The organism is Anabaena sp. FACHB-1391 (assembly GCF_014696755.1).
Lineage (GTDB): Bacteria > Cyanobacteriota > Cyanobacteriia > Cyanobacteriales > Nostocaceae > Dolichospermum > Dolichospermum planctonicum.
On record NZ_JACJQS010000023.1, the window covers coordinates 1 to 18,743 of the forward strand.

The 18,743-nt window shown below is 36.6% G+C and carries 17 protein-coding genes; 8 read left to right on the forward strand and 9 right to left on the reverse strand.

Features of this window, described 5'->3' with window-relative positions; genetic code table 11:
• Positions 1 to 119 precede the first annotated feature (119 nt).
• Complete coding sequence (locus H6F62_RS12385) at positions 120 to 566, reverse strand: SRPBCC family protein (protein ID WP_137908670.1); 447 nt, start codon at positions 564 to 566, stop codon at positions 120 to 122.
• Positions 567 to 912: 346 nt separating this feature from the next.
• On the opposite strand from H6F62_RS12385, the gene H6F62_RS12390 reads away from it, so the two are divergent.
• Entirely contained in the window at positions 913 to 1,224 is a 312-nt protein-coding gene (locus H6F62_RS12390; RefSeq protein WP_137908671.1) for an RNA-binding protein, read from the forward strand.
• 810 nt (positions 1,225 to 2,034) lie between these two features.
• The gene (locus H6F62_RS12395) at positions 2,035 to 2,877 is read left to right on the forward strand and encodes a tetratricopeptide repeat protein (protein WP_137908672.1); all 843 of its coding nucleotides are present in this window, start codon (positions 2,035 to 2,037) and stop codon (positions 2,875 to 2,877) included.
• A 114-nt stretch (positions 2,878 to 2,991) separates the two neighbouring features.
• On the opposite strand, the gene H6F62_RS12400 is transcribed toward H6F62_RS12395, so the two are convergent.
• From H6F62_RS12400 to leuC, 7 genes are all read right to left on the reverse strand, one after another.
• The gene (locus H6F62_RS12400) at positions 2,992 to 4,164 is read right to left on the reverse strand and encodes a TRC40/GET3/ArsA family transport-energizing ATPase (protein ID WP_028084734.1); all 1,173 of its coding nucleotides are present in this window, start codon (positions 4,162 to 4,164) and stop codon (positions 2,992 to 2,994) included.
• A 43-nt stretch (positions 4,165 to 4,207) separates the two neighbouring features.
• The gene (locus tag H6F62_RS12405; protein ID WP_137908673.1) at positions 4,208 to 4,600 is read right to left on the reverse strand and encodes a DUF2358 domain-containing protein; all 393 of its coding nucleotides are present in this window, start codon (positions 4,598 to 4,600) and stop codon (positions 4,208 to 4,210) included.
• Positions 4,601 to 4,641: 41 nt separating this feature from the next.
• The gene (locus H6F62_RS12410; protein WP_137908674.1) at positions 4,642 to 5,127 is read right to left on the reverse strand and encodes a hypothetical protein; all 486 of its coding nucleotides are present in this window, start codon (positions 5,125 to 5,127) and stop codon (positions 4,642 to 4,644) included.
• 215 nt (positions 5,128 to 5,342) lie between these two features.
• Positions 5,343 to 5,906, reverse strand: coding sequence for a hypothetical protein (locus H6F62_RS12415; RefSeq protein WP_137908675.1), 564 nt, complete (start codon positions 5,904 to 5,906; stop codon positions 5,343 to 5,345).
• Positions 5,907 to 6,047: 141 nt separating this feature from the next.
• A complete protein-coding gene (locus tag H6F62_RS12420; protein WP_236097154.1) occupies positions 6,048 to 6,515 on the reverse strand; it encodes an EVE domain-containing protein in 468 nt (155 codons plus the stop codon).
• A gap of 128 nt (positions 6,516 to 6,643) precedes the next feature.
• Positions 6,644 to 7,252, reverse strand: a complete 609-nt coding sequence (leuD, locus tag H6F62_RS12425; RefSeq protein ID WP_137908676.1) for a 3-isopropylmalate dehydratase small subunit — start codon at positions 7,250 to 7,252, stop codon at positions 6,644 to 6,646.
• 467 nt (positions 7,253 to 7,719) lie between these two features.
• Positions 7,720 to 9,123: a 3-isopropylmalate dehydratase large subunit gene (leuC, locus tag H6F62_RS12430; RefSeq protein ID WP_190372179.1), complete on the reverse strand. Its 1,404-nt coding sequence runs from the start codon at positions 9,121 to 9,123 to the stop codon at positions 7,720 to 7,722.
• Positions 9,124 to 9,252: 129 nt separating this feature from the next.
• Here leuC and H6F62_RS12435 point away from each other — a divergent pair, with 129 nt between their 5' ends.
• The 6 genes from H6F62_RS12435 to H6F62_RS12460 all read left to right on the forward strand — a co-directional run bounded on the left by H6F62_RS12435 (position 9,253) and on the right by H6F62_RS12460 (position 15,314).
• Positions 9,253 to 9,933, forward strand: a complete 681-nt coding sequence (locus H6F62_RS12435) for a response regulator transcription factor (RefSeq protein WP_028084741.1) — start codon at positions 9,253 to 9,255, stop codon at positions 9,931 to 9,933.
• 105 nt (positions 9,934 to 10,038) lie between these two features.
• Positions 10,039 to 11,349 carry a HAMP domain-containing sensor histidine kinase gene (locus H6F62_RS12440; protein WP_242025998.1) on the forward strand — a complete coding sequence of 437 codons (1,311 nt, stop codon included), beginning with the start codon at positions 10,039 to 10,041 and terminating at the stop codon, positions 11,347 to 11,349.
• Between the two features lie 118 nt (positions 11,350 to 11,467).
• On the forward strand, positions 11,468 to 12,442 hold the full coding sequence (locus H6F62_RS12445) for a sodium-dependent bicarbonate transport family permease (protein WP_190372181.1): 975 nt from the start codon (positions 11,468 to 11,470) through the stop codon (positions 12,440 to 12,442).
• Positions 12,443 to 12,504: 62 nt separating this feature from the next.
• Positions 12,505 to 13,128 carry a hypothetical protein gene (locus H6F62_RS20540; RefSeq protein WP_199306429.1) on the forward strand — a complete coding sequence of 208 codons (624 nt, stop codon included), beginning with the start codon at positions 12,505 to 12,507 and terminating at the stop codon, positions 13,126 to 13,128.
• Between the two features lie 70 nt (positions 13,129 to 13,198).
• A complete protein-coding gene (locus tag H6F62_RS12455) occupies positions 13,199 to 13,873 on the forward strand; it encodes a carbonic anhydrase (RefSeq protein ID WP_028084745.1) in 675 nt (224 codons plus the stop codon).
• A 148-nt stretch (positions 13,874 to 14,021) separates the two neighbouring features.
• Entirely contained in the window at positions 14,022 to 15,314 is a 1,293-nt protein-coding gene (locus H6F62_RS12460) for a proton extrusion protein PcxA (protein WP_190372182.1), read from the forward strand.
• A 31-nt stretch (positions 15,315 to 15,345) separates the two neighbouring features.
• On the opposite strand, the gene H6F62_RS12465 is transcribed toward H6F62_RS12460, so the two are convergent.
• Positions 15,346 to 18,681 carry an Eco57I restriction-modification methylase domain-containing protein gene (locus H6F62_RS12465; RefSeq protein WP_190372183.1) on the reverse strand — a complete coding sequence of 1,112 codons (3,336 nt, stop codon included), beginning with the start codon at positions 18,679 to 18,681 and terminating at the stop codon, positions 15,346 to 15,348.
• Between the last annotated feature and the right edge of the window lie 62 nt (positions 18,682 to 18,743).

Genomic DNA, 18,743 nt, shown 5'->3' on the forward strand with positions numbered 1-18,743 from the left:
TAGATTTGGCTGCTGCTGATGTTGCTCCTGTTGCTTTAACTGCTCCTGCAATCAACGGTTAATAACTAGAGTCTAGTTAAATAAAAAACGCTCTCCGCAAGGAGGGCGTTTTTTTGTGTTCACTTTTCACATTCGCGTTTAGTTATATAATGACGATAGCGAAACATGACTTCTAACTGTGCTTGTACTAACCAACCACTCATAAGTTCCACTCCATTACCTCCAGGCATGGCATAGGTAATATGATCAGTTAATCTAGTTTTGCCGTTTTCCTCCGTAAATTCATGACGATGTATCCAGGACTCAAAAGGTCCAGATATTTGTTGATCACTAAACAGACGATATTTTTCATAGTCTGTGTGACGTGCTAACCAAGTTAAGGGTAAAATGCCCAGAAAAAGACGAAATTCTGTAATTGCACCGGCTTCTAGTCCTCCTTCACGTCTGACTACTTGTACAGGTTGCCAAGGTGGGGTGAGTAACTGTATTATGTCTGGCCTTTCATGAAATTTCCAAACTACTTCTACTGGTGCGTTAATGATTGAGGAATGTTTAAAGTGCAACATGAACAAAAAACCTAAAATTTAGCCTGTAGCCTAAACTGCTGAAAATAACGAAAATAGATGGTTATTGTGGCTCTAAATTCATTAAAATAAGTATAATGAGAGAATGCTCAGAATATCTTATGCTGCGATCGCTAATTGTGAAGTGAAAAAATCTTTGATAAATTTCTTTGATAAATTTTTTTAATTTTCTGAGCTAAATATCCATTTTTTATGTGATAATGGGACTTGAGAAGTAATTCGGTAGACCACGTTTGTTTTTAGTATTGATAGGATTTTTACCTTTGGTATTTACAGACTTTTCTCCGAAATCTAAATCTCTACACTCTTATGATTTTGGAGACAGTCTATGTCGATTTATGTGGGTAACCTCTCTTATGAAGTTACCGATAACGATTTAAACGGAGTTTTTGCAGAGTATGGCACTGTAAAGCGTGTCCAAATACCTACCGACAGAGAAACAGGCAAGGTTCGTGGTTTCGCTTTTGTAGAAATGGGTACAGATGCGGAAGAAACAGCAGCCATTGAAGCTCTTGATGGTGCTGAATGGATGGGACGTAATTTGAAAGTAAACAAGGCTAAACCCAAAGAAGATCGTGGTTCTTTTGGTGGTGGTGGTCGTGGAAACTATGGTGGTGGTGGTGGTCGTAACCGCTACTAGTATCTATAGAGTTCAGTTAGAAAAATATTCCCCTCTAGGATAATTAAGTTTACCATTAGCTCAGGTATTTATTCCTGAGCTTTTTTAATGGAAAATTTTCTAGTTAGCTGTTTTGAAACCATTTTACCGAATAGGGTACAGAAATAATTTCCCTATTTGGCTGAAAATTGCCGTTAAATGATATAAAAAGGGGTATTTTGGCACATTGGCAGCAGTTATTAACAAAAGTCATTATAATAATGAGCAGCACTTGCTGTGCATTATTGGTAACAAAATGTTACTAGCGATGTAATCACAAAATATTTTGGAAACATTATTCTGTAAACTGACTAGCTATGAAAAACTGTCAAGACTAAGTTTCAAGAATTGGTAGATTTGGTAAAAAATCAAGGGATTGATTTAGTTAGATTTGACAATTATTTTAACGTAAAATATTCGGAAAAATTTGAGAGTAAATATTGATGAAAATACCTAAGGGAAAATAAACCCTAAAAATTAAGAATATTAAGAATGTGAGGAGGATTAATATTAATAATATTCAAATATAAATACTTGTACTGGTATGAAATTTTTTCTAAAAATGCTAATAAAATTGACAGAATTATCAGCGATAGTTTAGTAATACTATAAATGTAGATATAAAGGATAATATTGTCAACATTTATTAATATCGGGTGATTAGCTGAATAAAATTATTTACCAATCTGATCATTTAGATTTCATTTCATCAAAAAGCTAAAATATTGCAGAAGTAAGTAAGCAATTTAGTAAATGATTTACTCCAAGTAAAATGGCGATTTATAGTAAATTATGAAATGGCAGTTATTGACACATAAACAGCGACAGATAAACCGAGCATTGACTATAGCAATGCTTACGATTTTTAGTGGGATAATTTGCCTTGCTTGTAGTAATAATCAAGATATTTTAGTGACAGAAAGAGCAGCAACTACCCCAAATCCAAAGATAGGAAAAACATCCAAATATGCAGAATTTTATGTTCAGGGACAAACTCAACACCTGAAAGGTAATTCTCAAGCGGCCATTGCTGCCTATAGTAAATCAATTAGTCTTAATCCTGAATATGCACCAGCATTTAAAGGTCGGGGATTGGTTTATTTTGATACTGGTAATAAAGAGGGAGCGATCGCCGATTATAATCAGGTATTACGTTTAAATGCTAATGATGCGGAAGCTTACAATAATCGTGGCAATGCCTTTTCATCTATTGGGGATTATAGAAGAGCGATCGCCGATTATAATCAAGCTATTAGTATCAAGCCTAAATCTGCGGAATTTTACAACAATCGAGGTAATGCTCGTGGAAACCAAGGTGATAAAAACGGAGCTTTAGAGGACTATACTCAAGCAATTCGGATCAATCAAGAATATGCTGTAGCTTATAACAATCGTGGCAATGCTTACGCAGCCAGGGGAGAACAGCAAAAAGCAATATCCGATTATAATGAAGCAATTCGTATTAATCCTAATTTTGGTTCTGCTTTTAATAATCGCGGTAACGCCTATGCTGCAATTGGAGATAAACGGGGGGCATTAAAAGACCTACAACGGGCAGCAGCTATTTTTGACAAAGAAGGAAACAAAGACTTATATCAACAAGCAATGAAGAACATTGAAGAATTGGGACGATAATTGAGATTTCAGGACTTACGTAAAACAAAAGTAGAGATAACTCATATTTTTATTGGATAAATAAACAGATACCCGACTTATTTAAAGAGTCGGGTGTCTAAAAATTTAGACGCTTCAAGCAAAGCGAATTTTTAGATAATCATCTTCCATTTTTGCCCCTGCTGGTTGCAGTGCGGCCAAAGCTTGAGGTAATACCAAATTACGGCGATGATTACCAATAGTGATGTTTAACTCATCTCCAGTTTTTTTCAGTTGAATTTGACTTTTAGGAATGTTAGGTAAATACAGTTCTAAACTGTATTGGTTTTTGTCTTGGACAACTCTGATTGTAGTTTCTTGATAATAAACTTGAGTTGGATCTTCATCTTTGTAGAGGGTTTCTTTCAGCCTTTCCAAAGCTGGTAAACCACACAATTCTTCAGAGTATAGAGGTACTTCTTTGACTGGAAGAGGTAAGAAATTATCATGAATTTCTTGACGGTATTGTTCTTGATTTTCCTTCCACCGTTGGAAAAAAGGATCTGTTACTTCTTGGGGAATAATTCGGTTAGCAATCACTAAATCTGTGGCTACATTATACAAACTTAGATAGGCGTGAGCGCGAAGAGATTCTTTAATTACCATTTTTTCAGGATTCGTCACCAGACGCACAGAGGTTTGAGTATTGTCAGTTAAAACTTTTTCCAAAGCTTCAATTTGCTCATAAAATTCATAGGGTGCGTCCATTACCTCTTTATCTGGTAAAGAAAAACCAACAATGGGTCTAAAAATAGGTTCTACAAGTGGTCTGAGGGCAACGGAAATATTTTGGAAGGGTTTGTAAAAACGACGCATATACCAACCACCAACTTCCGGCAAACTTAACAGTCTTAATGCTGTACCAGTGGGGGCGGAGTCAATAATTAAAACATCATATTCTCCTTCATCATAATGACGTTTCATTCTCACCAAGCCGAAAATTTCATCCATGCCCGGTAAAATCGCCAATTCTTCCGCTTGTATGCCGTCTAAACCCCTGGCTTGTAAAACTTGGGTGATATAGCGTTTCACAGCCCCCCAATTACCTTCTAATTCTTGCAGTGCGTCTAATTCCGCACCCCACAAATTAGGACGCACGAGACGGGCATCATGTCCTAATTCTATATCAAAGCTGTCGGCCAGGGAGTGGGCAGGGTCTGTACTTAAAACCAATGTCCGATAGCCCAGTTCTGCACAACGGAGTCCAGTGGCTGCGGCCACGGAGGTTTTACCCACGCCACCTTTCCCTGTCATTAAAATTACTCGCATCAATGATTCCTTACTGCCTGAAGTTTATTTACATTTATTTACATTATGATGGTTTTTTCAAAGAAATGAAATGCTGCTTAATTACGTCTAAACGAGAGCAGTACCAATAGTCAATATGAGAAACAATTAAACCGTCAGCATTCAAACGTAATTCACTCCAGCCAGAAACGGAAATATAAGGCTTCCAAGGTAGGGGAGAATTCCAACTCATAGTCCATTCAGTTTTAATAATTTCTTCCTGAGATTGGATGTTATGTAAATCCAGTTTAAGATTGAGGAAAAAAGTCTGAATAAATTTAATCATCCATTTGTAAAGTTCCAGTCCTCGAAACTTAAAAACAGCATCTTGAAAATAAACATCTTGGGCATAAATGCTGTAAGTTTGATTGACAGGAAATCTTTGATAATCAGCTTTGAGGGTTTCTATAATATCCATAAATTGATGTTGTGCTGGTGTTGATCATAGAAAATGGTATATTACTTGTTGATGAAATTACCGATTACAGACTGTAGTTTTACTCTAGCATAATCTCTTTCTTCCACGGGTAAACGGGATAAAGCAAATTCAAAATCATCCAGTTTCTCGGTAATAGCATTAACCAGTTCTTTTTGACCTTCTGCGATACTAAATCCAGATTTTTCTAACTCAATTTTTCCATTCCCTAAAGTTAAACTATTTTGGTTATATTCTTCTAAAGATTTTAACTGATTTTCTGCTTCAGGGCTGATCATTTCTGATTTAGTGATGTCTATGATCTCTTCAGTTGTATACTCTAAATCAGCCTGTGCTGCTTTTAATAACTGCGCTGCTTCTTTAATCTTTTTATATGCCACTTGTTGCATGATTTTTTTCTGTTCTAAAAGCAAAGATAATTCTTTTTGAGAATCGAATAAAGCTTGTTGCTGCTCTTCAATTTTAGCTACTTGGTTTTTGATTTGAGTTTGGATTTGTGCAAGGGTCATGATCTAGATTCTGGAAATGATGTTTAAAAAAATTTTGAGAAGTCAAATTCTCTCCTCAACATTGGTAAATTATTGACGGTCAAAGCCTCAATTATTGCTGGTAATAGACTTGTGTAATCTGCCTTTCTAATTCTTAATTGTGAATTGACGGCGTTAGTAATAAATAGCAGGAAATAGAAGTTCTCAATAGATATTCTATTTCCTTGTTACTGCAATTACATTTCCTGCCAAAGACCTTCTAATTGTCGTCTCCAAGCCGCTAAAACCTCCTTTCGTCCTTGGGGATTTTGGTCAATATCTCCTAATAATCCTTCTGCATAAAAACGGTCTAGATTTTGCATAGTAGCTTCTAGAGATTGTCCCTGTTGTTTCGCTGTTTTAATAATTTCGCGGATACGAACTTCTACCAAATTATTGAAAACATCATTTACACCAGTTTGATGTAATGATATCAGACGAGCGATCGCATTAGTAAAATCTGCATTACTCAAAGTGCCACTATTATGCTGGAACACTCCCCACACTACCCCATCATAAACGGCGTAGCGTGTTTCTTGAGTATCATCAAAATTAGCCTCTAGAAACTGCGTGAGAAATGCTGTAGCCTCTTGTAAGGGCATAATTGGCAGTAATACCCGCAACCAAGTATGATCTTCTGAAAGTAGCACCAATAATCGAAAATCAGTAGTTTCTACTTGCCAAGAACCAGGGGCTATAGATTTTACAACTTCAACGCTAAATAACTCCGTTAATGTACCCGCTATTTCTTCTGGTGTCATAATTATTTGTGAACTTTAGATCTAGGTTAACGCTTTTTGGGTAGATGAATTATATTTTTTATCGAACCACTCCAGGCACAGAGGACACAGAGAGCGGCAGGGGATGCTAATATCTTTTTTTTTAGGCTTTTTTTAGGCTCTCTAAATATCCCTTCCCATTTCTAAAATCCTAGTTGCCACTGATTCCATGATAGGATTTACTGATAAACGATTACCTTTTTTGACTACTAATAATTCATCATCTTTAAATTTTGTTTTGAGTGTTGATAGTGAAATAGGATAATTAAAAACTTCTACAAATTCCACTTTCACAGTTTGCCAACGGGGAGATTCAGGAGTTGATTTAGCATCATAATATTTACTGTTAACATCAAATTGTGTCGGGTCATTAATATCTGTTTCAACTATCCGCATTAAGCCAAAAATTCCTGGAGGTTCAGCATTAGAATGATAGAAAAATGCTAAATCTCCTATTTGCATTTGTTTGAGAAAATTACGCGCTTGATAATTACGTACACCGTCCCAAATAGTCTCACCTTGCCGTTGTAAATCAGTAATACTATAAACTGATGGTTCTGACTTCATTAACCAATAATTAATTTTATTCATCTCATAACAATTAACTCAATATGACCAAAAAATATGACCCAAAATTCCTTTTCCACCTCTTTTCTCCGTGTCCTCTGTGCCTGGAGTGGTTCGATAAAATACAACCTCAGAGACAAAAAAAGCGGCGACTAACTCGCGGCCAAATTGCCCCAAGCAATATAAGGTAATTTGGCCGCCGTTGCTTTTACCTGTTGAGCATTTGCTACCAACTGTCCGCAAGCGTCCCATGTTCCACTAATAAAGGCACTTCTTGTGCCTTCACTCATGACAACCGAGGCAGTAAAATCACCAATTTCCACTTGCAATTTTTCCAAATCTATGGTAACAACTTCTTGAGGATTGGCGATAACTAATTCTTGCAGTTGTTTAACTACCTCTGCTTCAGCCGTTACGCATGGTATCCCCATGGCTACGCAATTACCAAAGAATATCTCCGCAAAGCTTTCACCAATGAGGGCTTTGATTCCCCATTTGGCCAGGGCTTGGGGTGCGTGTTCCCTTGACGAACCACAGCCAAAGTTGCGGTTAACTATGAGGATATTTGCCCCTTGGTATTGGATTTGGTCAAATGGGTGTTCACCGTTTAAGGCTTTTCTGTCGTCCACAAATACCCCCTCTCTTAGGTCGTCAAAGGTAATGGCTTTTAAGTAGCGGGCGGGTATAATTCGGTCGGTATCTATGTCGTTACCAAGTAGGGGAACGGCTTGACTGGATATTTGTTTTACTTCACTTACCATAATTAATTAACCACGAAGGGACGAAGGACACAAAGGAATATCTGGGACTCAATTCTGGTTTGGGCGGGCAAGATGCCCACCCCACAAGATTTTTCAGAGTTTGAGAGAGATTTTTTTGGGACTCAATTCTGGTTTGGGCGGGCAAGATGCCCACCCCACAAGATTTTTCAGAGTTTGAGAGAGATTTTTTTGGGACTCAATTCTGGTTTGGGCAGGCAAGATGCCCACCCCACAAGATTTTTCAGAGTTTGAGAGAGATTTTTTTGGGACTCAATTCTGGTTTGGGCAGGCAAGATGCCCACCCCACAAGATTTTTCAGAGTTTGAGAGAGATTTTTTTGGGACTCAATTCTGGTTTGGGCAGGCAAGATGCCCACCCCACAAGATTTTTCAGAGTTTGAGAGAGATTTTTTTGGGACTCAATTCTGGTTTGGGCAGGCAAGATGCCCACCCCACAAGATTTTTATTTTATAATAAAGCCCGTACGTCGGCAATTTCCCCTTTTATGGCGGCGGTGGCTACCATAGCCGGACTCATGAGTAAGGTACGACCGGAGGATGATCCTTGTCTACCTTTGAAGTTGCGGTTGGAGGAGGAGGCGCTGATTTGTCTCCCTTGGAGTTTGTCGGGGTTCATGGCTAAACACATGGAACACCCTGGTTCTCTCCATTCAAAACCGGCTTTAACAAAGATTTTATCTAGTCCTTCGGCTTCGGCTTCTTTTTTGACTCTTTCTGAACCGGGGACAACAAAGGCTTTGACTCCCGCAGCAACTTGCCGACCTTGGGCGATTTTGGCGGCTTCTCTTAGGTCGCTTATACGTCCGTTGGTACAGCTACCTATGAAGCAAACATCTATTTTTGTTCCTTGGATGGGTTGTCCGGGATATAGATTCATGTAAGAATATGCTTCTTCGGCTATTAAGCGGTCTTCTTCTAGCAGTTCTGCGGCTGTGGGAATTTTTTCATCTACGCCAATTCCTTGACCGGGTGTAATTCCCCATGTGACTGTGGGGGGGATAGCTTCGGCATTAAATACTACGATATCGTCATATTCGGCATCGGGATTACTACTCAGGGATTGCCACCAATTTAGGGCTTTTTCCCAGTCTGCACCTTTAGGGGCAAAGTCTCTATTTTGTAAATAATCATAAGTAATTTTATCGGGGTTGACGTATCCGCATCGCGCCCCACCTTCGATGGCCATGTTACAAACGGTCATCCTTTCTTCCATGTTCATTTGGGCAAAGGTTGTACCAGCAAATTCATAAGCGTAGCCTACACCTCCTTTAACCCCTAGGGTACGGATAATATGTAATACTACGTCTTTGGCGTAAACTCCGGGTTTTAAGTTACCGTTAACTTCGATTTTGCGGACTTTTAATTTTGATAGTGATAGGGTTTGGGAGGCTAAAACGTCTCTAACTTGGCTTGTACCTATACCAAAAGCGATCGCTCCAAACGCGCCATGACTTGACGTATGACTATCACCGCAAGCGATGGTCATGCCCGGTTGAGTTAGTCCCAATTCGGGAGCAATGACATGAACTATACCTTGATTCCCTGAACCAATATTGTAAAATGTTATGTTATGTGCTTGACAATTCTTTTCTAATGCTTGGATCATTTCCTCGGCCATGTTATCCACGAAGGGACGGGCTTGGTTTTCGGTGGGAACAATATGATCTACTGTGGCTATGGTTCGCTGCGGAAATAATACTTTTAAATCCCTTCCTTTCAGCATGGAAAAGGCCTGGGGACTGGTAACTTCATGAATAAGATGTAGTCCAATAAATAGTTGTGTTAATCCTGATGGTAGTGTACCAACAGTATGTAAATCCCAAACTTTGTCAAATAGAGTACCCTTGCTCATAGATCAATTTATATTAAAGGAGTCGAATTTTTGATTGTATCAGAAAATAGACTGCTTCAAGATCCTATAAAATTAGATAATTTATTGTTTATTGTGTCAAATATTGTATCAAATGTAGACTGAACAAAGATGCGAATTTTGTTAGTTGAAGATGAACCGGGAATCGCCCAATTTATCAGTCAAGGACTCAAGGAAATGAGTTACGCTGTAGATGTTGCTCACGATGGTGAAGAAGGTAAGCAATATGCGTCTTGTGCTGAATATGATATCATTATCCTAGATATCATGCTCCCCAAGATTAATGGGTTAAAGCTATTAGGAGAATTTCGCAGTCAAAAAATTAAAACTCCAGTTTTATTACTGACAGCAAGGGATACTATAGAAGACCGAGTACAAGGATTGGATCAAGGTGCTGATGACTACTTAGTTAAACCTTTTGCATTTTCGGAACTTCTGGCGCGTTTGCGAGCTTTACAACGTCGTCCCCCCCTAAAATTCAATCACATTTTACAAGTTGGGGATTTAACTATGGATGTGGTTAAAAGAGAAGTTAAACGTGGAGGGCGTTTGATTCAATTGAGCGGCTTAGAATTTAAACTTTTAGAATATTTGTTACGTAATTCTCATTCAGTGCTTACCCGTACCCAAATCGGAGAACACGTCTGGGATTTTGACTTCTATAGTGATTCTAATGTGGTTGATGTATATGTCGGCTATCTAAGACGGAAAATAGACCGAGGTTTTGACCAGCCACTACTTCATACAGTCAGAGGAGTAGGATATTGTTTAAAGTCTGATCCTGTGAGTTAATTTTGAGTTAATTTTGAGTTAATTTTTATGTTTTTTTGGAGATCTCATAAAAGTACCATGAGGATACGTCTAACCGCATGGTACATAATACTTTTTGGGCTAACTATGATATTTTTTGATATCTATTTATATATTCGATTTCAACATAGTTTGCTCAATCAATTAGATACAACCTTACAGATTGCTGCTGCTGAGGCTTTTATGGAAGTCCTGGAAGTAGACGGTAATCCCACTTTGAGGATCATAAAGCAGTCGGAAAAAATTACTCATCGGTTCGCGGCCGCTGGTTTTGTCGTCCAGTTAGTTTCACCGCAAGGTGAAATATGGGGTGGTATTGGTAAATACCAAGATTTACCACGGATGAGAGAAATAAAACCGGGTTATACCAACGTTACTGTAGACAATAAAACCTGGCGAGTTTATACTCAATCATTGGGTTTATCTCCAACAACAGGTTGGTTGCAGGTCGCCCAATCCCTGAAACCAATTTCTACAGCATCAGAAAACCTGCTGGCTTTGATTCTGTTTAGTTGTCCTTTGATTCTCTTATTTGCAGCATTTGGCGGCTTATTTTTAGCTGAACGGGCTTTACGTCCTATTGATCGGATTATCTGTACTGCACAAGCAATTGGTCCAGATGATTTTACTCAACGTATTAACTATCAAGGTTCAGTAGATGAAGTAGCACGATTAGCTGTGACTATAGATAGGATGTTGGATCGGTTACAAGCCGCATTTGAGCATGAAAGACGTTTTACAGCCGATGCCTCCCATGAGTTACGCACACCTCTAACGGTGATTAAAGGGCAAATTGGTGTGACTTTAAGTAGATCTCGGACTGTGGAAGAATACGAAAGTACTCTGCAACAATTAGAAGGAGAGGTTGATCGCTTAATTCGTCTTGCTAATGGGTTACTTTTCCTCACTCGTTTAGATCAAAGCGAATCCGAATACCAATTGAGTTTAAATAATTTTGATTTAAGCGATTTACTAGAAGTTTTAATAGAGCAAATTTATCCTTTAGCAGAGGTTAAAAATATTAATATCAGTGCAAGCATAGAACCCTCACTTGACATTACTGGTAACTCTGACCACTTAATTAGCCTGTTTTTAAATTTACTGGATAATGCCATTAAGTACACTCCCCCTGAAGGTAATATTAAGGTTAAAGCATATCTGGAAAAAGAACAGGTAACAATAAATATTATGAATACAGGTAAAGGAATTGCAGCAGCAGATTTACCCCATCTGTTTAAACGATTTTACCGTGCAGAAAGCGATCGCTCTGGGAATAGAGGGGGATCGGGATTAGGATTAGCGATCGCTTATGAAATTGTGCGCTTGCATGGTGGTACAATTCATGTCACAAGTCAGCCTAATCAAATCACAACTTTTACAGTAGAATTGCCATCTTAAAAACTGCAAATCCAATTCTAAGAAAATTCTTAATTGCTTCTCATGATTTTCTTAATATTTATGAGGTAACTTAATAAAAGTTGTCAGGTTTTGTAATTTTTAGGAAAAGTGAAATCAAATGGATGGTAGTTTAATCCTATTTAACATTCTCAATCCGCCGGTTTTATTCTTCTTTATGGGAATGCTGGCGGTTTTTTGGAAATCTGACTTAGAAATTCCTCAACCTTTACCTAAATTATTTTCTCTTTATTTACTTTTGTCAATTGGGTTTAAAGGGGGACACGAACTAGCAGATAGTGGGATTAATTTACAAATAGCACTCACTCTCATAGCTGCTATTGTTATGGCTGCCATCGTGCCAGTATACACCTTTTTTATTCTCAAACTTAAGCTTGATAATTATAACGCAGCTGCGATCGCAGCTACCTACGGTTCTATTAGTGCAGTCACGTTTATTACTGCTAGTTCCTTTTTAGAAAAACTGCATATTTCCTACGGAGGACACATGGTTGCAGCATTAGCCTTAATGGAATCTCCCGCCATTATAGTCGGTTTAATTCTGGTGAGAGTCTTTGCCCCAAAAACAGAAGATGAAAAAGAATTTTCTTGGGGAAAAGTGATGCACGAAGCTTTTTTAAATGGGTCTGTTTTTCTCTTAGTTGGTAGTGTGATAGTGGGATTGCTAACGGGAGATAAAGGTTGGGAGAAATTACAACCATTTACTCAAGGAATTTTCTATGGTGTGCTGACTTTCTTCTTACTGGATATGGGATTAATTGCTGCAAAAAGAATTAAAGACTTAAGTAAAACAGGTTCTTTCTTGATTGGATTTTCGGTTTTTATTCCCATTATCAATGCCATCATTGGCATTTTGATATCAAGAGTCCTGGGAATGGGAGAGGGAAATGGCCTTTTATTCGCGGTTTTATGTGCCAGTGCTTCTTATATTGCTGTTCCAGCAGCCATGAGATTAACAGTTCCCGAAGCTAACCCCAGTCTCTATGTTTCTATGGCTTTAGCTTTAACATTTCCCTTCAATATTATTGTCGGTATTCCTCTGTATTTACAAATCATTAAATTGGTTGGTGTATAGTTCAATTTTCCAGTTTTTTCATCAAAAATCCATGCTTATAACATCCAAAATAAGTATCAGTTATGCCAACTGTTAACCGAGTAGAAATCATTACTAGCACCCTGGAAATTCCCGAATTATCAAAGATTCTAGACTCAGACAAAGTGGCTGGATATACATTGATAGAAAACCTTTCTGGTAAAGGAGACAGAGGTTCTTGTTACAACGATTTAGGTCGAGAATTTAGCAACAGTTATATTTCAGCTATTTGCAAAAATCAGGAACAATTCAGCTACTTAATAGATAGTATTCTACCTATCTTAAAAACCATTGGTGGTTTATGTTTAGTCACTCAAGCTGAGTCAATTGGATCAGATCAAACTTCCGAACAAATAGATTTAGTCAGCGATATCATGCAAGAAGTCAAGAAAATAGAGATCATCATAGATACCTCTTGGGTTGAAGACACTACCAAAATTTTAGATAGTGTTGCAGTCTCTGGATACACAATTATTAAAGATACCTCTGGTAAGGGTGATAGAGGTTCATCTTGTCCCGATATCGGCTGTTCATTTAGCAATAGTTATATTATAACAGTTTGCACAAATGAAAGACAATTAAACAGTTTAGTACAGAAAATTACTCCTCTGCTAAAGAAATTGGGAGGTGTTTTTTTAGTGACAGAAGCTAAATGGGTTAATCACTAAATTTTGGCAACCGCTATGATGTGGCAGCTATTAGGTCAAGAACAAAAGTAAAATAACCATGAATTCCACAATGCCAATTAAAAGAATCCTGAAAGGGCTTAACGAATTTCAGACAAACTATTTTACTATTCATCAGGAAATGTTTCGTCAATTATCTGAAGGACAAACCCCTGAAATTCTCTTTATAACCTGTTCTGATTCCCGCATTGATCCAAATTTATTAACACAAACCAAACCGGGAGAGCTTTTTATTATCCGCAATTTGGGTAATATTATTCCCACCCATGGTAGTCATAATAGTAGCGAAGGTGCGGGAATTGAATATGCTGTTTCTGCTTTAAACATTAAACATATTATTGTTTGTGGTCATTCTCACTGCGGTAGTATGAAGGCACTCCTACAATTAAATAGTTTACCTGATGAGATGCCTTTAGTTTACGACTGGTTAAAAAGTCATGCAGAGTCTACTCGTCGTCTTTTACGAGAAAACTATCAGGAATATGATGGAGAGACGCTATTAAAAATAGCTGTGGAAGAGAATGTTTTAACTCAAATTGAAAATTTAGAAACCTATCCCGTAATTCGTTCTAAATTACACGGTGGTAAACTCTCTCTTCATGCTTGGGTTTATCAAATAGAAACCGGGAAAATCGTTGCTTATGATGCTAATAATCGTAAATTTGTTACTCTTGCTTCTGACTCTTTTCCTGTTCCCGACCCTTTAGCTTGTTTACAATCTGGGTAATCTCTGAGAAAATGTAAAAATGTATATTTTTATAGGTAGATCAATAATAGTCCTCTCTTCCCTTGCGGGGAGGGGGTTGGGGTGAAGTCATTCTATATTATATTATTATCTACCTACTTTTTGACGAAATAGGACATCTACCGGAAATATGAAAAACTACATAACTCCCACGAAATCAGATCAGCTAGTTGATAAAAATAATGGTTTTTTTGATAAAAGTAATCAATGGTTATTTAACACATCTGAAAGAGCATTAGAACAGGCCTATCAATTAGCATTAAAAATTCAAGATATTGAATTGCAACATTTTGGTGGTGAGAAAGTTTCTGCTCAGTCAGGGAAGTATAGCCAAAATGTATTAGATTGTTTCCAAACAGATGTGGAAAAATATTTGAATACAATCAAAATCAAAATTACACAATTTAAAATCAGTCGCTTTTTTATAAAAAACTCTAATTACACCTTTTTAGATAAACTCAAGTTAATTGACGAAGTAATCACAAGATACAATGATTCAGATATTGAAATATCTACATCTAAAATCGTAGATTCTCATCAAAAACCGATAATTTCCAATGTGAAATATGAAGAACCAGGTTTAAAAAAATCATCTCAAATAAGTTTGGCTAGTATTGAACCTGTTACTCATAAAACTGGAATTTTTCCCAGATCCATTGGTAGAACGATTAGGAAAATTACAAATGATATGAGTCCGGCTTCTGAAGAAGAGTTAGTCAGGAATTTTCAAGCTTCCCGTAAAACAACGAGACGAGCTATAAATTTTCTCCTGTTATTAATAATAATTCCTCTTTTGACTCAAGAAATTTCCAAACAATTTTTCATATTTCCTGCGGTAGAACATTTTCGCAGTGCTGAAAGTACACCTATTTTTCTTAACTGGGAAATGGAAGAGGAAGCACTAAAAGAATTACAGTCTTTTGAAGAGGAATTAAGGTTTGAAAAGCTTTTAAAACATTCTCCTGATATTTCTCCAGAAGCTATGGAAGCAAAAATCTCATTGAAAGCAAATGAAATTGCTAAAGATTTTCAACATAAAAGTAATAATGCGGTTGCAAATGTTTTTGCAGACTTATTAGGATTAATTGCTTTTACGGTTGTTATATTAACAAATAAAAAAGGGGTGGTAGCAATTAAAAATCTCCTGAATGAGATTATCTATGGTTTGAGTGACAGTGCTAAAGCATTCATCATTATTTTATTTACAGATATTTTTGTGGGATTTCATTCCCCACATGGTTGGGAAGTCATTCTGGAAACTATAGCAAATCATTTAGGTATTCCAGCAGATAGAAGTGCGATTTTCCTGTTCATTGCCACATTCCCTGTTATTCTAGATACCATATTCAAATATTGGGTTTTCCGCTATCTCAATCAAATATCTCCTTCAGCAGTAGCAACACTTAAAAATATGAATGAGTAAAGAGTCTTCACAGGTAACTTGAAACAAGGACTTAAATAGGCATTCTTGGAGGTGCTGTTTTCCACATTAAATCAATTTCTTCTGCTGTGAGTTGATAAGCTTGATTAATTAAATCAGAAAGACGCTGTTCTAATTTTACAGTTTCGTTTTTGCGGCTGTTAATTTCGGGAACATAATCATTATATGCTTGACGTAAAGCTGTAAAAGCTGGTATACTTAAAGGGTCTGAAGATTTTTTGGCGTTTTTTTGTTTGGGCATTCTTTTTCTCACTTCGTCTACAAAGTCTGGAAATTCCAAAGTAGCAAAGTCTTCTAATTTATTGCCCAGTTTCTCAATTTTGTATTCTATTTGCAACCAGTCGAGAACATCTTTATAAACTTGTCTGTTGATTTTGGTAATTTCAATTAACCGGGTGACAATTGCTTCTACTTCTGCGCGAGTTTCTTCTGTGGGTTGGGCAATGGGTAGGGTTTCCATTAAATAACCAACAGGGTTTAAAGCCTCATCTTTCATGTGTGGTAAATATCTCCAATTATACCACCATATAAGGGGGGAATTTAGACTAGCTAATACCCATAAATCAGAGGTAGGTAATATAGAAACTGCATTATTGCTGTACATTGAATCAGTGTCAAAGCTAAACCTTGAATGAAATGCAATTCCTTGTATAAATATCTTTGCTTGTTCAAATTTTTCATAAAAAGCACATGATCGTAATTCCCACCAGTAATGACCTTTATCTGAACGCTTACAGAGTTTATCTTCAAATTGTTTTAGGTGTTCATATAAGGACGGGAAATGGAGGTTAAAATTTTCTTCTGCTGTATGTTGATCTTGACTCCATAACCATGTAAAATCACTACTAGACTTAAGTAATATAATCCATAAATTTTGATAATCTGCAACCCATCTACTAATATCCTGACCTCTTAAATAAGGCTTAATAATCTCTGCACATTTTGGGTCAGCTTGAACCAACTTGTTCTTAGTAGCATTATCTATGAAAAATGCTTCATTAAAACCTGTTTTTATTCCACATATCGGTTTAACTCCAGCAAACTCCTTTAAGGGAACTCCTACCCGTTGAATTTTCCGCATTAAATCATCAACCGCAGGAGGTTCTAAACTCCAAGCATGAGCAGAAAACCGCGACCAAGGAATAGTAAAACTGTTTTCTGGATTTTGCACATATTGAATGAGGTTAATATTTTTCAACTCCCCACGAGGAACAGCACAAACTAAAACTGATTTATTCTCATTGTCTGTATTTGAAACTTCAGATTTCCTGGCAGCAATAATACAGGGAAATGTATCCGCGTCTTCAAAAATTGGTGCGTGTCCAAAATCAATAATTTGTTCAAACACACTGGACTGACAAAAAAACCGTCGCAAAGATTCACCATAACCAGAACGTAACCATTTATTAGTGACAATATAAGAAATAATTCCTGCTGGTTTAAGCAGATTTAAACCTTTTTCATAGAAATAAATATAAATATCTGCAACTCCGTCATAAGTTTGATAATTTTCCTGTAAATAAGGTTTAAATGGTGATAATAACTCCTGACGAATATAGGGAGGATTTCCAATAACAACATCAAAACCACCGTCAGCAAAGATTTGAGAAAATTCACTTTCCCAATTAAATGGTAAATCTGTGATTTTTGCATCATTAATGATGGAATTACCGATTTTAATATTATCATCCAAATAAGTTAGAGTTTTTCCCTGAGTTGCGGTTTTTAACCACAAAGATAACTTAGTAATTTCTACCGACTCAGGAGACAAATCAACCCCAAATAGATTATTACTAAGAATAGTCTTATCTAATTCAATATTTTCTAAAGTCTCATATTTTAAAAATCGCAAATTATCATTAACTCGTTGATATTGACCTGCAAAATAATCAAAAGCAGCAATTAAAAACGCACCAGAACCACAAGCAGGGTCAAGAACTCGCGTTTTTACTAATACCTCATCTCGGTAACTTTGCCAAAATTCAATTTCCCGTTTTTGATTTTCTGCTGTATCTATAAACTCTCCTATTTTTAACCGTTGTCTTAATTCATCTTCGCGTTTTTGTAAATATCCACCAATTGCAACTTCAACAATATATTGAGTAATATAAGCGGGAGTATAGAATACGCCTAATTTTTTCCGTTTACCCTGTTTTTTATCAAATTCCTGTTTAGCAACATCAGCTTTTAATTCTTCTAAATCTGTAATTGACTGCTCAAAAATTCGTCCTAAAATATCTACGGAAACTTCCGAATCAAAATCAAAACGGGTTAATTGTTGCAGTTGACCACACAAAGAATCAGGAATATCTAATAGTTGATCTAAAATTGGATCATGTTGAAATAAACCACCATTATAACCGGGAATTGGGGGATCTTCATTACCTTGGTCAACCCAACGAAAAACGGCCTTATAATTTTCCCAAATTGGTCGAGGATGATAAATATCTTTGTTATTATAGGCTTTGCTAATTGTCTTTTCGGGTAATAATCCCCTATCTTCACAAAAAGCAATAAATAAAATTCTGTCTAATGTTTTTTGTGCTTTCTCAATTAATACTTGATCACGATTAGGAATATGCAATTTACTACCAAAACGAAACCGGAAATCTTTAACTATATTTAATCTAACTTGTTTATATTCCTCATAAAGTTGTTTAGTAATGTCCTCTTGTGCTTCTTCAGAAGTTACTAACAACCTGTCAATGGTAGATATATCTTTAATTGGTAAAAAGTTTTCTCGACAAAGCAGTAAATAAAATCTTTTAAATTCCTCAAAATCCGCTAAATTAGTTAATAAAAACTGTTCATAATAAGCGGGAGTTTTATTAGTATGATATAATCGTAATTCTCGATAATTAGAAACGATAATCCAATGACAATCAGGAGTATAATTAGCATAGCGCCAACCCTGATCAACAGCGGATTCTTTTCTCCCAGATGCGGGTCTATCTAAATCATCTTTTGTCCCTTTTAATTCAATTGGTGCAACAACTTTACCCTGTAATTTTACCTTTCCTTTGTTATTTTCTGTTGCGGTAAAAAAGCCCACAGCAGCATCAGCAGAACCCCCACCGTCAGCTATAGTTTGTTCTGCGTGAATTTCCCAAACTTTACCACCACCTGTAATAATGGAAGAGTAACCTAAGACATTTTGAAAGATATCTTTGAGAAAATCACCATGTAAAGAAATCTCTTTGACTTGGTTAAGAGTACCTGAATTTAAAGCCTCAACCCATTTGATGATAATTTGGTGACGTTGTTTTAAATCTGAAGGAAATTTAAACTTAACCAAAGCATTTTTTAATGACTTTTTCTGGAATAAAGCTTTAGAAAGTTGTTGACTCATAACTTTAATTTCTCAATATATATCATCATGTAGATTCCACACTTTCAAGAATCCGGGTATTT

What these genes read in the sequence shown, in the direction of transcription:
- H6F62_RS12385 (WP_137908670.1), bottom strand. Translation starts at nt 566, where the DNA reads ATGTTGCACTTTAAACATTCCTCAATCATTAACGCACCAGTAGAAGTA.
- H6F62_RS12390 (WP_137908671.1), top strand. Translation starts at nt 913, where the DNA reads ATGTCGATTTATGTGGGTAACCTCTCTTATGAAGTTACCGATAACGAT.
- H6F62_RS12395 (WP_137908672.1), top strand. Translation starts at nt 2,035, where the DNA reads ATGAAATGGCAGTTATTGACACATAAACAGCGACAGATAAACCGAGCA.
- H6F62_RS12400 (WP_028084734.1), bottom strand. Translation starts at nt 4,164, where the DNA reads ATGCGAGTAATTTTAATGACAGGGAAAGGTGGCGTGGGTAAAACCTCC.
- H6F62_RS12405 (WP_137908673.1), bottom strand. Translation starts at nt 4,600, where the DNA reads ATGGATATTATAGAAACCCTCAAAGCTGATTATCAAAGATTTCCTGTC.
- H6F62_RS12410 (WP_137908674.1), bottom strand. Translation starts at nt 5,127, where the DNA reads ATGACCCTTGCACAAATCCAAACTCAAATCAAAAACCAAGTAGCTAAA.
- H6F62_RS12415 (WP_137908675.1), bottom strand. Translation starts at nt 5,906, where the DNA reads ATGACACCAGAAGAAATAGCGGGTACATTAACGGAGTTATTTAGCGTT.
- H6F62_RS12420 (WP_236097154.1), bottom strand. Translation starts at nt 6,515, where the DNA reads ATGAATAAAATTAATTATTGGTTAATGAAGTCAGAACCATCAGTTTAT.
- leuD (WP_137908676.1), bottom strand. Translation starts at nt 7,252, where the DNA reads ATGGTAAGTGAAGTAAAACAAATATCCAGTCAAGCCGTTCCCCTACTT.
- leuC (WP_190372179.1), bottom strand. Translation starts at nt 9,123, where the DNA reads ATGAGCAAGGGTACTCTATTTGACAAAGTTTGGGATTTACATACTGTT.
- H6F62_RS12435 (WP_028084741.1), top strand. Translation starts at nt 9,253, where the DNA reads ATGCGAATTTTGTTAGTTGAAGATGAACCGGGAATCGCCCAATTTATC.
- H6F62_RS12440 (WP_242025998.1), top strand. Translation starts at nt 10,039, where the DNA reads ATGATATTTTTTGATATCTATTTATATATTCGATTTCAACATAGTTTG.
- H6F62_RS12445 (WP_190372181.1), top strand. Translation starts at nt 11,468, where the DNA reads ATGGATGGTAGTTTAATCCTATTTAACATTCTCAATCCGCCGGTTTTA.
- H6F62_RS20540 (WP_199306429.1), top strand. Translation starts at nt 12,505, where the DNA reads ATGCCAACTGTTAACCGAGTAGAAATCATTACTAGCACCCTGGAAATT.
- H6F62_RS12455 (WP_028084745.1), top strand. Translation starts at nt 13,199, where the DNA reads ATGCCAATTAAAAGAATCCTGAAAGGGCTTAACGAATTTCAGACAAAC.
- H6F62_RS12460 (WP_190372182.1), top strand. Translation starts at nt 14,022, where the DNA reads ATGAAAAACTACATAACTCCCACGAAATCAGATCAGCTAGTTGATAAA.
- H6F62_RS12465 (WP_190372183.1), bottom strand. Translation starts at nt 18,681, where the DNA reads ATGAGTCAACAACTTTCTAAAGCTTTATTCCAGAAAAAGTCATTAAAA.